Source organism: Providencia sp. Me31A, from assembly GCF_050487165.1.
Classification (GTDB): domain Bacteria; phylum Pseudomonadota; class Gammaproteobacteria; order Enterobacterales; family Enterobacteriaceae; genus Providencia.
In genome coordinates this window covers 46,495-62,208 of sequence record NZ_JBKQGZ010000006.1, presented here as the reverse complement: position 1 = coordinate 62,208, position 15,714 = coordinate 46,495, and the positions used below count along the sequence as shown (strand labels likewise).

At 34.0% G+C, this 15,714-nt stretch carries 16 protein-coding genes and 1 pseudogene; 2 read left to right on the top strand and 15 right to left on the bottom strand.

What is annotated here, in order from left to right; translation table 11 throughout:
* Positions 1–132: 132 nt before the first annotated feature.
* Entirely contained in the window at positions 133–1,296 is a 1,164-nt protein-coding gene (gene cfa, locus ACLPIE_RS06370) for a cyclopropane fatty acyl phospholipid synthase (RefSeq protein ID WP_430260682.1), read from the top strand.
* A 261-nt stretch (positions 1,297–1,557) separates the two neighbouring features.
* On the opposite strand, the gene ACLPIE_RS06365 is transcribed toward cfa, so the two are convergent.
* The 3 genes from ACLPIE_RS06365 to ACLPIE_RS06355 form a co-directional block, all read right to left on the bottom strand.
* Positions 1,558–2,463 carry a GntR family transcriptional regulator gene (locus tag ACLPIE_RS06365; RefSeq protein WP_430260681.1) on the bottom strand — a complete coding sequence of 302 codons (906 nt, stop codon included), beginning with the start codon at positions 2,461–2,463 and terminating at the stop codon, positions 1,558–1,560.
* 136 nt (positions 2,464–2,599) lie between these two features.
* The gene (locus tag ACLPIE_RS06360; RefSeq protein ID WP_430260680.1) at positions 2,600–4,045 is read right to left on the bottom strand and encodes a tagaturonate reductase; all 1,446 of its coding nucleotides are present in this window, start codon (positions 4,043–4,045) and stop codon (positions 2,600–2,602) included.
* A gap of 14 nt (positions 4,046–4,059) precedes the next feature.
* Positions 4,060–5,082 (bottom strand): zinc-binding alcohol dehydrogenase family protein, encoded by a 1,023-nt coding sequence (locus ACLPIE_RS06355; protein WP_430260679.1) that lies wholly within the window; start codon positions 5,080–5,082, stop codon positions 4,060–4,062.
* 445 nt (positions 5,083–5,527) lie between these two features.
* Between ACLPIE_RS06355 and ACLPIE_RS06350 the strand changes: the two are divergent.
* A pseudogene (locus ACLPIE_RS06350) lies at positions 5,528–6,793 on the top strand (MFS transporter); the annotation flags it as partial.
* 155 nt (positions 6,794–6,948) lie between these two features.
* On the opposite strand, the gene ACLPIE_RS06345 reads toward ACLPIE_RS06350, so the two are convergent.
* From ACLPIE_RS06345 to ACLPIE_RS06290, 12 genes are all read right to left on the bottom strand, one after another.
* Positions 6,949–7,968, bottom strand: coding sequence for a hypothetical protein (locus tag ACLPIE_RS06345; RefSeq protein WP_430260678.1), 1,020 nt, complete (start codon positions 7,966–7,968; stop codon positions 6,949–6,951).
* Positions 7,969–7,982: 14 nt separating this feature from the next.
* Positions 7,983–8,498 carry a fimbrial protein gene (locus tag ACLPIE_RS06340; RefSeq protein ID WP_430260677.1) on the bottom strand — a complete coding sequence of 172 codons (516 nt, stop codon included), beginning with the start codon at positions 8,496–8,498 and terminating at the stop codon, positions 7,983–7,985.
* Between the two features lie 13 nt (positions 8,499–8,511).
* Complete coding sequence (locus tag ACLPIE_RS06335; RefSeq protein WP_430260676.1) at positions 8,512–9,021, bottom strand: fimbrial protein; 510 nt, start codon at positions 9,019–9,021, stop codon at positions 8,512–8,514.
* Positions 8,993–9,385, bottom strand: coding sequence for a hypothetical protein (locus tag ACLPIE_RS06330; protein ID WP_430260675.1), 393 nt, complete (start codon positions 9,383–9,385; stop codon positions 8,993–8,995). The genes ACLPIE_RS06335 and ACLPIE_RS06330 overlap by 29 nt, the downstream gene beginning before the upstream one ends.
* A gap of 12 nt (positions 9,386–9,397) precedes the next feature.
* A complete protein-coding gene (locus ACLPIE_RS06325; protein ID WP_430260674.1) occupies positions 9,398–10,111 on the bottom strand; it encodes a fimbrial biogenesis chaperone in 714 nt (237 codons plus the stop codon).
* Positions 10,112–10,138: 27 nt separating this feature from the next.
* Positions 10,139–12,577, bottom strand: coding sequence for a fimbria/pilus outer membrane usher protein (locus tag ACLPIE_RS06320; protein ID WP_430260673.1), 2,439 nt, complete (start codon positions 12,575–12,577; stop codon positions 10,139–10,141).
* Positions 12,570–13,121, bottom strand: coding sequence for a fimbrial protein (locus ACLPIE_RS06315; RefSeq protein ID WP_430260672.1), 552 nt, complete (start codon positions 13,119–13,121; stop codon positions 12,570–12,572). The genes ACLPIE_RS06320 and ACLPIE_RS06315 overlap by 8 nt, the downstream gene beginning before the upstream one ends.
* Before the next feature lie 25 nt (positions 13,122–13,146).
* Entirely contained in the window at positions 13,147–13,683 is a 537-nt protein-coding gene (locus ACLPIE_RS06310) for a fimbrial protein (protein WP_430260671.1), read from the bottom strand.
* A gap of 92 nt (positions 13,684–13,775) precedes the next feature.
* On the bottom strand, positions 13,776–14,012 hold the full coding sequence (locus tag ACLPIE_RS06305) for a helix-turn-helix domain-containing protein (RefSeq protein WP_430260670.1): 237 nt from the start codon (positions 14,010–14,012) through the stop codon (positions 13,776–13,778).
* Between the two features lie 102 nt (positions 14,013–14,114).
* On the bottom strand, positions 14,115–14,366 hold the full coding sequence (locus ACLPIE_RS06300) for a helix-turn-helix domain-containing protein (protein ID WP_430260669.1): 252 nt from the start codon (positions 14,364–14,366) through the stop codon (positions 14,115–14,117).
* A 342-nt stretch (positions 14,367–14,708) separates the two neighbouring features.
* A complete protein-coding gene (locus tag ACLPIE_RS06295) occupies positions 14,709–14,807 on the bottom strand; it encodes a hypothetical protein (protein WP_430260668.1) in 99 nt (32 codons plus the stop codon).
* Positions 14,808–14,814: 7 nt separating this feature from the next.
* Positions 14,815–15,267, bottom strand: a complete 453-nt coding sequence (locus tag ACLPIE_RS06290; RefSeq protein WP_430260667.1) for a tyrosine-type recombinase/integrase — start codon at positions 15,265–15,267, stop codon at positions 14,815–14,817.
* Between the last annotated feature and the right edge of the window lie 447 nt (positions 15,268–15,714).

The following is a 15,714-nucleotide window of genomic DNA, read 5'->3' as shown; positions in this document are numbered from 1 at the left end:
GCTTTATTTATAGCAATAACGCTAGTGTACTGACTGTCATGCTGTGGTGGTCAATATTACTGTATTTCTGTACCGCCAATACGTCAAAAATAAAGTTCTCTGAATCCCACTTTGAAAAAATTTGGAGATCAGATGAGTATTGAACATGTAGTTAATCAAAAAAATGCTATCGACGCTTGGCAACGTATTGCCTCTGAGCTGTTAGATGAAGCCGGTATTGAAATTAATGGCTCCCGCCCTTTCGATATTCAGGTTCACAATAACAAATTCTTTAAGCGCGTCCTGCAACAAGGCTCAATGGGGCTAGGCGAAAGCTATATGGATGGCTGGTGGGATTGCGAGCGTTTAGATATCTTTTTTCAACGAGTATTAAGCTGCAGCCTAGATAAAAAACTGCCTAATAATCTCCGAGATACACTAAGAATTGCAGTTTCACGTATGCGTAATTTGCAATCGCTAAAACGCGCCCGCATAGTTGGGGAAGAACATTATGACCTTGGAAATGATTTATTTTCTCTGATGCTTGACCCTTATATGCAATATTCATGTGGTTATTGGAAAGGGCTAGAAAATACTCCTGAAAACTTACCTCTAGCCCAAGAACAAAAACTAAAACTGATTTGCGAAAAACTGCAATTAAAGGCGGGCATGCGGTTATTAGATATTGGCTGTGGCTGGGGGGGATTAGCGGCCTATGCAAGCCAAAATTATGGAGTCAGTGTCATTGGAGTCACTATTTCAGCAGAGCAACAAAAATATGCTCAAGCACGCTGCAAAAATTTGGACGTCGATATCCGATTGGAGGATTATCGTAACCTTAATGACCAGTTTGACCGTATTGTTTCTGTCGGTATGTTTGAACATGTCGGACCAAAAAATTACGCAACCTATTTTGACGTTGTGCAACGCAATTTAAAACAAGATGGACTGTTTTTGCTTCATACCATCGGTTCGAATCACAATAAAGTGAACGTGGACCCTTGGACTAATAAATATATATTTCCAAATGGCTGTCTTCCTTCTATGCAAAATATCGGTGAGAGCAGCGAAGGAAAAATGATTATGGAAGATTGGCATAATTTTGGTGCTGACTATGACCACACTTTAATGGCCTGGTTTACTCGTTTTCAAGCAGCTTGGCCTGAATTAGAGCAGTCTTACACACCTCGTTTCAAGCGCATGTTTTCTTACTACCTTAATTCCTGCGCTGGCGCATTCAGAGCTCGTGATATTCAATTATGGCAAATACTTTGGAGCCCAGATGGTGTAGAGGGTGGAATTAGAGTTGCTCGATAGGCCATTTATTGCACTTTGCAAAGTACTCATATTAAATAAGAGGGGTTGCTATTTATATAGCTAACTCTCTTATTTTTTAGATCACTAGCTGCCACTTGATAAACTGTAAACTTGGCAATATTTATACATTTAATGGCAAAATTGATATTGATTTTTCGCTAAAATCATAAAATATCCAATACCATTTGGAATACACGACTAAATTTTAGTAACTTGCTATCAATTAATAAAATCTCCATGAATATAATATGAACTGAAGAATTATAATTTCTCTATCTGTAACGAACGTTTCATAGATTGTTGAGCAGTCTTCAAATGATTACGTAGCTCATTCATCGCCTGCAAATCATTATGGCTTATAATGGCACTCAAAATCGTCATATGCTCTTCTATTGCCAAAACGTTTCGTTCACGAAGATCACTGTCATCCCACTGATAATGAAAATGAAAAATGATTGTGACCATATTTAATGATTGTTCAAAGAAAGGATTATTTGCAGCAGAAAGTAGCAATGAATGAAACTTGCGGTCTAGCTCAGAAAAAGTGCGATAATCATCAACAATCGTTTCTCTTAATTGGCGATGTTGGAATAATAACTCTTTTGCCTGCACCCAACGCTTATCATCAAGAGGTAAATTCATAAACCGTGTTAACGCATAAGTTTCAAGTAACTCTCTCAACTCAAATAGTTTTTCAGCATAATCTTGTTCAAACGTTTTTAAACTCCAGAACCCACGCCGTAAGTTCTCAATTAAATTATACTGTGAGAACTGAAGTAAAAACTCCCGCACAACAACTGGACTCACATTCGCTCGGTGAGCAAGTTGCAATTCAGTAAAACTATCACCTGGCTTAAGTTCTCTTTGTTGAATTAAATTATAAAAAAAAGATTCAAACTCAGTTAACTGTATATCTGGAAGTTCAATGATTGTATCAAGAAGGTCAGCATCATTAGGCTCCCTAAGAATGACGTAATCATTATTTATCTTTTCTAAGATTTGCTGTTCAACAAGATAATTTAATACATGCCGTACAGTTGTTCGGCTAACATTATACATCTCTGCAAGTAGCGACTGAGAAGGTAAAGGGGAACGAATATATTGATGACGAATTGCATCTATAAATTGATTAATGACCTTATGACGTAAGTTTTGAGTTCTTGCCATGGTTATATTTTAAATTTCCATTTATTAGTTATCAATTATAATTACCTTATGGAATGATTATAATGAAATAGGGTAACAAAAAATGTCTGTGTGCACTCATTAAAAATAAAGTGACACAACAGACAAGATGTAAACATTAGTTAAGTTGTTTTAATGCACTACGCATACCATTATTTAGAATTGAATCAATATGTAAAGTGACTTTCTTGACTAATTCTGAATATAAGCTGAGATTTTGTTCCCAATGAGGTTCATTCGAAAGGATAAGATTAACAAATGCTTCTGTTGTTAACGTTTTACCTACTTGAGGCCACATTTGAGCAAAGCAAGTTAGCCATATTTCATCATCTTGTAATGGGTAAGACTCATTAAAACGTTGCCCTCGATAGAAAACAAGTAATGCGGCGAGTGCAAAGCTCAAACGATCTGAAACATAACCTTTCTTCATACCTGTAATTAGCTGAGGCAGAATTCGAGTTTTAAATTTCGTCATGCTATTTAATGCAATTGAAAGAAGTTGATGCTGAATATATGGGTTCTGGAAACGCCCAATAACCGCTTTTGAAAATTCACGTAATTGTGATTCTGGCAAGTCAAGAACAGGAATAATATCCTCATTCAATAGACTTACAACAAACTTTTGGATATCCTCATCTTGCATTGACTCGCCAACTGTATTTAGACCACAAAGCCAAGCAATAGGCACCATAGCAGTATGGGCTCCATTTAAAATAGCAACCTTACGTTCTTTATAAGGTTTAATATCATCAACAATTTGAATATTCATAGGATGCTTATCCAAGTATAATTCTTGAGCTAACCACTTTGGCCCTTGAATAACAAAAAGATAAAAATACTCCGCAGTATCAAGGAAAGCATCATGATATCCCTGTTCTTGTTCTAACTTTTGAGCCTCTTCTTTTGGATAGCCTGTCACGATACGATCGACCAGAGTCGAACAAAAAGTATTTGCTGATTCAATCCATTGGATGAATTCCTTGGATAATTGCCATTCCTGTGCATAACATAGAATAAGCTCTTTCAAGGCTTCCCCATTATAGTCAATTAACTCACAAGGAATAATAACCCACCCTTTACTAATATTACCTTTAAAGTATTTAAAACGCTCAAATAAAAGTCGTGTTATTTTTGCAGGAAAGCTTACTGCGGGTCTATCATCAAATTTATCATTTTTATGATAACTAATCCCAGCTTCTGTTGTATTTGAAAATACAAAACGTATATTTTCATCATGAGCTAAAGCAAGGAATTCTTCATAATCTTGATAAAGGTTTATTTCATTATTCACCGAGTAGATAATACGAGAATCGCTAACTTCTTCTCCCTTTTCATTTAAGCCTCGAATAACTGTCGTATATAGCCCATCTTGAGTATTTAATGATGGAGGAAAGTCTGTATCGATCGGGCGAACAATTGTAATTCCAGCATTTAGAGGCGTTTTTTCATTTAGAATATCAATAACCCAATCAACAAAAGCGCGTAAGAAATTTCCTTCGCCAAATTGGATCACTCGAGTAGGATATTTTTTTCCTGGAAACTCACTTCGGTTTAATGTTTTCATTGTATCTCCAGATATTAAAAATGAATAACGCCTTTGATTAATTCTCGGTTATTAATAACATCTTGCTCATAAACTTCAGCAAGCGAAGAGAATTGATAGTGATGTGTTAGCATCATTTCAGCATTTAATTTATTTTCAGACATTAAACGACTAACTTTCATAAAATCTTCAGGTGTTGCATTCCTGCTACCCATCATTGTCGTTTCTTTTTTATGAAAATCCGGATCAGAAAACTGTAGATTACCTTTAAATAACCCAACAAAGACGATTGTCCCTCCATGGCGAATTAGGTTTACTGTATTATTCATCGCGTACTGGTTCCCTGTTGCATCGATAACTTTCAGTGGTAAAACACCAGAAAATTGCTTTTTCAAGTGTTCTTCAAAATCGTCATCTGACGGGTTAACGGTTGGCAGTGACAAGTATTTTGCGACATGTTCGCGTCTTTCAGCACTGGTGTCTGCAATAACAACTTGAGCACCATCAGCATACGCAATAGCAGCAACACCTAGGCCAATAGGACCCGCACCAACAACCAATACAGCCTCGTCTTTTTGAACCGATGCACGCCTAACCGCATGGGCACTGATAGCAAATGGCTCTATTAAAGCAGCCGCCTCTGGAGCAATTCCATCAGCTGATAATATATTCAATACAGGAACATTTAAATAATCCGCAAAGCCACCATCAGCATGTACACCAATAACAGAAATATTTTCACAACAATTGGTGCGTCCACTTAAACATGACGGGCATTTCAAGCAAGCAACATAAGGAATAACTGCAACTTGTTGCCCAACTTTAAATTCAGATTGATTAGAACCGAGTTGAACAATCTCACCACAAATTTCATGTCCTAATACTCGCGGGTAACTAAAGAAAGGTTGGTTTCCACCCCATGCATGTATATCAGTACCACATATACCAACAGTTTTAATTTTAATTTTTGCTTCGTTCTCTGCTGGATTTTGAATTTTGCGCATTTCCCAAACTAATTTCCTGGGCTCTTGGCAAACTAATGTTTTTATTAATGACATAATGTTCTCCTTATTTGTATGGCTATTAATTTCTTCCAAAAAATAGAAAAAAAGCATTATGTTCATGAAATTTGCGATGTAATACACATAAACCCGCATTAAATATGTTTTTTATTTCTAATACACAGAGAAATATAACATTTAATTCATTAAGTACCGATAAAAAACAGTAAATTACTATCGAGCGCACGATTCAATGAAATTATCAGTTATAAATATGCCGTCCCACATATTCTCAGATTGGACAAAGTCGATTAAATGTTCAATACCACCAAAAAAAAATAAAAAACAAATTAAAATCAATCAATTAGATTTCAAGAGTGCCAATCTAATAATATTAGAAAGATAAGGAGTTAATGTGAAAAAAATAGATAGTACTATTAATCAAAATAATCATTTATCTAGAAGTCATAAATCGGATATTTTAGATATCGTACCTGAAAAAAGTCAGCGGTTAAAACGAGTGCAAATGACAGCAATGATCCTATTATTTTTAGCTGCCATTATTAACTACCTCGATAGAAGCTCACTTTCCGTCGCAAACTTAACAATTCGCGAAGAATTAGGCTTAAGTGCAACAGAAATCGGAATATTACTTTCTGTATTTTCTTTTGCTTATGGTATCGCCCAATTACCTTGTGGCCCACTATTAGACCGTAAAGGCCCTAGATTGATGCTCGGTATTGGTATGTTTTTTTGGTCATTATTCCAAGCGCTATCTGGGCTTGTTCACTCCTTTACTCAATTCGTATTTGCACGTATTGGTATGGGAATCGGTGAAGCGCCAATGAACCCATGTGGTGTCAAAGTCATCAACGATTGGTTTAATATTAAAGAACGTGGTCGTCCAATGGGTTACTTCAACGCAGCATCAACCATCGCGATGGCTATCAGTCCCCCATTACTTGCAGCGATGATGCTCGTCATTGGATGGCGTGGCATGTTTATTACTATTGGTGTACTCGGTATGTTCTTAGCTATTGGCTGGTATATGTTGTATCGCAACAGAGAAGAAATCGCCTTAACTCAAGAGGAACAAAATTACCTAAATGCAGGCAGTGTTAATGCGAAACGTGAGCCACTAAGCTTTGTAGAATGGCGCGGATTATTCCGTAATCGTACAATGTGGGGAATGATGCTCGGGTTTAGTGGGATTAACTATACCGCATGGTTATATTTAGCGTGGCTGCCGGGTTACTTGCAAACAGCTTATAATCTCGATTTAAAAAGTACAGGTTTAATGGCCGCTATTCCATTCTTATTTGGTGCCGCAGGCATGTTATTAAATGGGTATGCTACTGACTGGATGGTTAAAAAAGGCATGGCGCCTCTGAAAAGTCGTAAACTGAGTATCGTTGTTGGTATGGTGCTATCAGCAATATTCACATTTATTGTGCCGCAAGCAACCTCATCAATGTCAGCCGTTTTATTTATTGGTATGGCGCTATTTTGTATCCATTTTGCAGGAACTTCTGCATGGGGACTTATCCATGTATCCGTTGCTTCAAGAATGACAGCTTCTGTCGGTAGTATTCAGAATTTTGCTAGCTTTATCTGTGCCTCATTTGCGCCAATTGTGACCGGTTTTATTTTAGATAAAACGAACTCTTTTAATTTAGCCTTGGTTATTTGTAGTTGTGTAACATTACTTGGCGCACTTGCTTATGTATTCTTAGTCAAAATACCTATTACCGACACAAAAAATAAATAAACCCACACGTAGAACCACGGTGATTATCATGGTTCTACTCCCTTAAAACTCTTAATACTATTAAGCAATAATAGGGGAGATAAAAATCACGATTTATATCCCAATACTAATATCTTAGCTCCCCAAATAATATATTACCTATAGCTTAACTTTCATTATTGAAAAGAAAGTTTTAATACTGATGTACCTGTATACTCTCCAGCTTCAATGGTTTTTTTAGAGTTAATATTTTTTCTTAATCTCGCATGTATTGGTATATTAATATTATTTACTCCGTCAAACAGTATATTACTCTGAAGGGCATTATCAAGGTATAGATCAGCGACTAAATCCTCACCCATTTTTACTTTATTAGGATCGCCATTTTCACTATTTGCCGTAATTACGGAAAGATCAATTTTTGCGGGTTCAATACAATTAATATCTAAATTTTGTGTATTGCTTTCCTTAGAGAAACCAGGTTCATTTACCGCACCTTCCGTCATTGTTCCAAAATCAAATTGATACTTAGTTTGTCCAATATTACAATAATTAGTAATGTCTATAGATATATTTGCATCTTTGATGGCATAAAAATTTACCGCTGTTTGATACCAAGAAGTATTAGAGCCATTCACTGCATATGCAATACGAAGTGGCAATAGGAAAGAATATCTTTTTGCATCAACTGTTTCTCCAGCTTTTTTTTCTAAGCTCGCTTGATAATTCAATAATACAACTCCATCGCTATAATTAATTCGTTCTGTATATGGCCCACCTACTTTACATTCAACAGGAGGAAAACCAGTTAGCTCACCGATATTATATCCATAATAGCGCACCCCATCTTTTGTCCCAAAATATATACCTTCATTGCTTGAGGTTAACCTTAAAGTCAATTTTTTTGTTGAATCTTGTATTTTTTCAGGGATAATAAAGTAACGAGTCCAAGCATACTCATGGTTAAATACACAACCCGTTGACTGGTTAATATAATAAGTTGATAGCCCTGAAAAATTCATATTTATAGCCACATTAAAATCTAACCCATCAATAAATGAACCTTGAGTTATATTTGAATCCGCATTAAGAGTAGCTATACTTTTATATAACCGAACAATGTCAGCAGCGTATGCATTTAAAATACAAAAACTGGGCATAAGATATAATATGCAGATGAGCTTAATTACCTTCATTTTCACTTTCCTAATTAATAATAATTTGTATAGACAGTGATTAAACTATCAAATGGCCCTGTCTCTATATCTTTACTGGTATCAGTATGCAGTTTCAATACTATCGGAATACTATTGAGATTATCAACCTGATAATCAGTAGATATATCTTTATTCAAAGGGATCGCTGTATCATTTTTGTCATAAAAACCAATGGATAAATTATCATTACTCGTAGAAAGATAGTTATTATTAGCCATAGTAGGATCTACGCCGTATTTTCCAGTGGTGAAGTTAAGTTGTACGCGTTTGTTACTAGGTACTCCCCTACAAATAGTTTGTAAAACAATTTCTTTAGTCGTATCATTAATAGCCGACTTATCAATATAATCAAAAGAAATATTTGTATTATTATCTTCTACCTTAATATCACAAGTTCCTGCCTGCACAGTAGCTTTGAACGTTATTTCTATTTCATTGTCCCCACTCATGCTTTTGGGAGATAAAAAAAAACATGCGATATAAGTGAATGATAAGATTATTTTTTTCATCATCACTCCTATATTAATTATAGCTAATTACGAATGAAACCACACCAGAATATGAACCAGGTTTAATATCATCAGGTTCATTAGTAACTCCCTTAACATAGAAAATTAACTCTGGAGCTACCGTTCCAGGAATCGATTTATCTAAAGCAATCGGGGTCTTATCCTCATCGAATAATGACAACAACATACCTGTGTCACCACTCGTCGAAATATATTTAGTTGAATCTACGACAACAGGATCAATTGTAGAGAAGGTAATATTAAATGATGAACTTTTACATGATGACAGTTTTATCTTAAATTCCGAGTACTCGGTTTCCTTAGTATTAAGTAAACTATTTTTACTAATATCAGCCAACTGTACTGGTATATTATCATTATCTAATATACATCCTTTATCATTTATATTTCCAGAAAAATTTAATGTCACACCATTTTGGGCATAAACATTGCTAAAACAACCAATAAAAAAGGATAATAATAATAATGTATTCTTATTGATAATTAATCCTAACCTCAACATTGTCACTTCCTTCTAATTTAAATATAATTTTGTTTTGTCCATCATAAATACGGTTCGTTTTAGATTGTAATGTTTTAGTATTTAAATTAGTTATTGTTAGCTGAAGCGGCAACTTTTCTTTTTCACTTGCTAACGGATTGCCACATCCATCTAAATCCAGATAATAATAATTTTCTGTTCGTGTTGGTGTAATATAATTAATGTAACAAGGAGATGCTACTACCGTTATATTTAACCACAGGCTACCAGTCAACAAATATGAATTAAATTTTTCTTTACTTTCAAAATCAGGTACTGCCGCTATCGATTGTTGGCCGCTGAAAATAAAAATAAATAATAAATACGATTTAATATAGTTCATCATCAAATAAACTCATCATATTTTCGTTGCTGTACACTGTGCTTGTTGGCAACTGAATGGGATTGATTTTTTTCCACCAAAATCATTTAGATATGTTAGAAAAAACTGATTCAATTTTTTACTCTTAATTTCTATATCGCTAAATGGTTTAGCCATAAATACGGGAATATCAGATTCCACAGCATCTTTCTCTGTTTTACCCAATCCAATAATAGTTATATGGAAAGGAGTTGGGTTTTTAACTTTATAGCCTTGAGGTGTTTCAGTTAAAACTAGCTCACGTTGATAATCCGTATTTGCCTTAGCTAAAATCCCACTAGGTCTATAAAATAGTTTAATATTTGTTTGCAAAGCTACTTGTAGCACATTTCCTTCTTTTGCTTTGGGTGGAATTTCTCGTAAATTAAAATAGAATAATGACTCTCTATCCGCAGGAAGATTTTCAGCGAATCCAGTTTGGCTAATCTGAACAATCCCTTTTGTTTTCGGTGATAGTGACTGTAATGGAGGCAAAGCAACTAACTCACCATCTTCTATTTTTTTTCCATGCTCATCTTCTAGCCAAGATTGTGCAAGATACGCTGTATTATCATTGGTATTTTCAATGTTTAACACTATAGAATTTTTATCACCAGGAAAAATAGCTCTAGTTCTATCTAAAGACACCGCTGCATAAGATTGATTTAAAAATAATAATAAAAACACAAAGAAATACTGTTTAACATTCATAAAAACCTCAAGATTCAATTAATTTGTTTATATGCAAGGAACGGAAACTTTATTCTCAAGTTTTTTAGGTAATATCAATGAACACTGACCACTCCCCCAAATAACATCTAGAGCTTCGTTTTCTTTAACTCCTGCTAACCAAGCAATTCCATTATCTGCTACTATTCCCACTTCACGGCCTTCCGCTGTATAGACATAACTACCAAAATAGGCAAAATCACCATTTTTTAATGTGATTTGGGCAAATATTTTACCGCCACGATAAGTTGGAATTTTTCTATAACCAATCGCACCTTCAGTTAATGCTAATGATGCTAATGGATTTGGAGCATCAATATCTTTAGGTAAATTTTCTACATTTATCCCTACTGTCGTTTTGTTATAACTGACAATACTAGGAATAACGCCTAATCCTTGACTATTAGTTAATGTATTAGAATTTAATAATGGCACATCCGGCTCTTCTGCATCAATAACGACACGGGCTCTACCATTATTATTTCCTGCATTATAGGCAACACCATGCTGAGTTAACACAATACCGCCAGATAAACTTCCGGAAAGCGAGGCATTATTGCTATTATCTATCATTGTAGAAACACTATACTGGCTCATACTGTTTTCTGACTGCAACATTCCAGAGACATAAGCTAAGTTATTTGAATCTCTTCCCCCATCATAGCCAACACCTAAATTATAATAATTACCATCATTATTCTGACTGTAAGATACTTTATTTGAAAGATACCCACTTGATTGATAAGTACTCCAATTTATGTATTGATTTTGACTTAATGGAATGTTCAACATTAAATTGAGGCTATCATTATTAGTGTTATACTCCGATCTTGATTTAGTATAAGCTAAACTTGTAGATATATTTTTTATTTGCCCTACATTAAATGTTTTACCTAAAATAAAACCGTATTGCTCCGTTGAATCTCGATCCCAATATGTTTGTTTTTGCATACTTAAAGTGACATTAAATGCATCAAAATTCTTTGAGAGATTCATTTGATAACGTTCTTTAGGCTTATTAAGAACCCGATCTGTCTCATAATGAGTAATAAACTGATCCATTGAAACAAAGTGACGATCAGTAAATCTATAACCTGAAAAAACAATATTGACATCAGGATACTCTAAGTATTTAGAGTAATTTATTCGCCATGAATTTCCTGTTTGTTTTTTGTTATTCATATCATATTGGCGTAAATTTGCTGCTGAATGAGTCAAATCAACTGAAAATGTTCCTAAATATGGTACATTTTGTGCAATACCAAAAGCGCCAGACTGATAATCATTCGCTAATATTGAGCCACCAAAAACGGAGGTTTCATTCAAGACACCATAAAGAAAATCGCCCGTCAAAAATTTAATATTTTTTATATCAAATTTTTCAACGTTCGCCTTACCCGTTGAAAGGGTATATTCAAAATGACCGGGTCTCACTATATATGGTAGTGATGAGCTTTGAACGCTAAAACGTTGTATTTCACCATTTTCCTCTTCAACTGTCACATTTAACGTCCCTAAAGTATACGTTGGAATACTTTGGATTCTAAATGGTCCTGCGGGAACAACAGAATTATAAACAACCGCACCTGTTGCATCAGTCACTTTAACTAAGGCATTTGTTTTGGCCACACCAATTATTTCAGGTGCATATCCACGTAATGCAGGCGGTAACATAGAGTTATCAGACTCTAGACTGACACCTATAAAACGCCACGTATCAAATAGTTTAGATCTTATATAATTTTGCCCTACTTGTAATTTAGAGTTAATACTCTTCAGTGGCATATAGGCATATAAACGATTAAATTGTAAATTCTTATTGTGAAAGTTTTGGTTATCAGTATAAGACGCTTGATAATCCCCACGAAATCGTAATGCACTTAGGTTAAACCCTAATGTTCCATTAGAGAAAATACTTTTTGAATCAGCAACACCCTGACTTTTGTTATAATTAGCAGAAATGTTATAATCAAAAATAGCGCCATTAATTCCGTTATCCCATTGACTTTTAGGTAACCAGTTATAGTTAACGTACTCTATATATGACTGTGGAATATTAATATCCAGCTTTAACTTGGACAGTTCTGTTTTATAGGAAACACCTTTAAATGTTCCTAAATTAGAACAAGATTTTTCATCATAAGTTATTTGTGATAATATACTGCTATTCAGCCCCATGACTCCAATCAAGTCCTCTGTAATACATGGTGTTGAATCAACACTATAATTAATTCTTTGATTGTCCTTTAAGTCCCGTCCATTCATAAAAACATTAATGGTATATTCACCCGGTGGAATATAATTTGGATTAGTCAATCGAGTCATATCGATATTTTTTCTTTCTTTTGCATCCAAAAAATCCAAATTATACTCTAGCCCATCGGCTCTTATTGATGACGCAAATAAAGATAACAAAATTATTGTGACTACATTGTATTGACTATTCATAATATAAATTAAATGTTAGGTATGAATGATAGCTTCCTAGCTCAGCTAAAGAACCATTTTTAGCTTCCAAAATAAATGTAAAATTTATATTTTCTTTAGGTAAGGGCTCACGCCAAGAGTTATTAAAATAAATTGGCTTTAAAGTATTAAATTTATTTGGCGAAATAACAACATCACCATATAGAATAGATAACTTCAATTCATTTCCTACTTCACCAAGCTTGAATGAATCAACACTATCATTGTATAACGGCCCATTAAATTTTATTTTAACCAGCCCCTTTTCGAGGTATTTATCACATTCATTTATTTGTATGGAAAACACATCTTTAATAAAGTGCGCTCTTGATAAAGTCGATGCTCCTACTAAACCAAAATCAATAGATTGATTTTTGTTAGGAAGATAAATAGAACAAGGTGTGCTATAAACGCTTCCTGTAAATTTAGCTTGCCCTCTTAAATCAATTCCATTAGCTATGGGGATTAATCCCCCCATTAATAATAAAATATAAGAGAGATTACGTAATCGTTTAATCATGTTCATATTTATCTTCAACTAACTTAGATGACTATTGGTAACTAATTACAAAGTTAGAAATAGCTTCAAAATTCCCTTCAGTCACTAAATCTTTGGTTTCTGTACCTGAGCTTGTCTTATATGCGATAGCATTAAATGTCAGCTCATTATCTCCTTTAGTATTTAATCCTGTTAACACTTTAGCAGTACCTAATACAATTGGACCTAGTCCATTCGCTAACTCTAATTTAATACCCAAGTTATTAATTTGAGTATTAATAAATGCATTAGACGTGTCTTGTGATGGAGAAGTAAATCTAATTGAAGTTGCTTTACTCGTTAAGTCACAATTGCTCAATAGAATAGTGAATCTCTCTGTTGCAGTATTATTTGCATTAAGCTGAGATTTCGATAACTGATTAAAATTCACATTAATATCAGAACCATTTTGTCCCGCTTTTAAATCACAAGGAGTATCTAATACAGTACCGGTAAATGTAACTTTTCCTGAGTTAACATCTGCCGCATTTACAGTTGATGCAACACCTAAAGTCATAATAGTTGCTATAGCTAACGTTTTCATTTTCATGAAGGTTGGGTCCTATGTTTGTTTTAACACATAAATAAATAATTAAATAAATTTTTATTACCAATAAACACTTTAAGTTGGCATTTTAAAAATCAAATATTATTGTCAGGTATAAATGTTTGTAATGGAACTTGAAATATATCAGCCAATTTAGCTAGTAAATCTATATGTACGTAGTTAACGCCTAACTCATAACGAGATACTTGTTGTTGACTTAGACCAATACACTTTGCTAATTCATCGCCTGTTAAGCCTTTTTGTTTCCTTAATTCCTTTATTTTATTCCCTATATAAAGACTTAATACCGGTGTTTTTTTTGTCGTTCCCATAAATATTAACCTTAATTATGATATTCTCATAATATTGCTGGAATAGTCTCTATGCTTATCATCACACATTTAAACTTTATACAATATATAGTGATTTTTTAATTAAACACCTCTTAGTAATAGACTAATACTCACATTTAGACGATCAGCAACAAGCTGAATCTGTTCTATATTCAAACGAACAAGACCGCGCTCAATGCGCGAGACATGCTGTTGAGAGCAAAGCAGTAGCCGAGCCAAATCAGAGCCAGTTATTCCTTGATTTTGGCGTATCCTTTTTATATTGCTCCCAACAATTTCTTTAGGAGATAGCATCATATTTACCTCAAAAGAAAAATGTAAAACTGTTGTCAAAATACCCCAAATTGACAATAGTGCACTCAATCTAGTTGTATGTCTTGTTTTTGTTTATTTTTCAAAATATATAACTAAATAGACCGCTAAGTGCAGTATTAACATTCAAACAGTTTGTTTCGAAATGTTTGTTCATATAATTTTAAGAGGTGAGGTGAGGCGAGAATAAGATAAATTGCAAGTAAATTCAATGTACTAATGACAACTAATCTTAGTAACATTTAGTAATAGATACAGCGTGTTATTTAGTAGTTACATATTTGACACGCATATTAGTTTTACTTAAGATACCCCTGATTGATATGGGCTTGTCAATTTGGGGTATTTTGACAACAGTCTTACTTATCTGTTAGCCCAAATTCCTTTAAATCTAGCAGGATTACTTGCTGTATAACGAACAGTATGACGAATGTTAGTATGCCCTAAATAGTCTTGAATCAATCTAGTGTCAGCCCCCCCTATCAGCTAGTGCATAGCCACATGCGTGCCGTAACATATGCGGGTGTATTCCCAGTGTTAACTGAGCAATTTGACCTAACCTTGAGAACAACTGATAAAAACGCTGCCGTGTCATCGGTGTCCCTCTTTCAGTGATAAATAACCACTCTTTCTCTGCTCCAAGTAATGTATTTCTAACATCCAACCATTCTTGAATAATTAGAACTTCTTCTTCAATTAGCGGGTGGTTAACTGAAAAACCATTTTTTAAACGATGTACATACAATTCTCGACTTTCTAAATTTATATCGGATAGCTTCAATGACAGAGCTTCACTAGCACGTAATCCATGGATATAACACATATAAATTAAACAGGAGTTACGCTCAGGATGTCGAGAAGTCCGACATGCTGTGAGTAAGCGTATTATTTCGGATTGAGTTAAATATTTTCGTGTTGACATATAATGAATCTCTTGTAGTTGATACATTGCTATCATAATAAGAATACATACTATTACCTATTGTTTTTTATAAATCCTTATATAATTCAATCAAGTGAATAAGAAATCTTATTAATGAAATCGCAAACAATCAGTTTAATTTATATTTACAGTCGTTAATCACATGCTTATTTATCAGCAGTCCTTTGTACAAATATGAATACAATTTTATTACTAGCTTAAGCACGTCTAGAAAATCTCTATTTTATATAATGGTAAAAGTTTTACCCTAATTGAGAGTTACATATTACCCGTTTTGATTGTTATATCAACAAATTAATTCACATTAAAAAAAATAACATAACAAAATAGATATGATGATTATAATTTAACTATCTGATTGTGATTAATTTAGAAACTCTAAAAGATAATTGACAAAATAAGAGACAAAAGGAGGATGTTTAACAA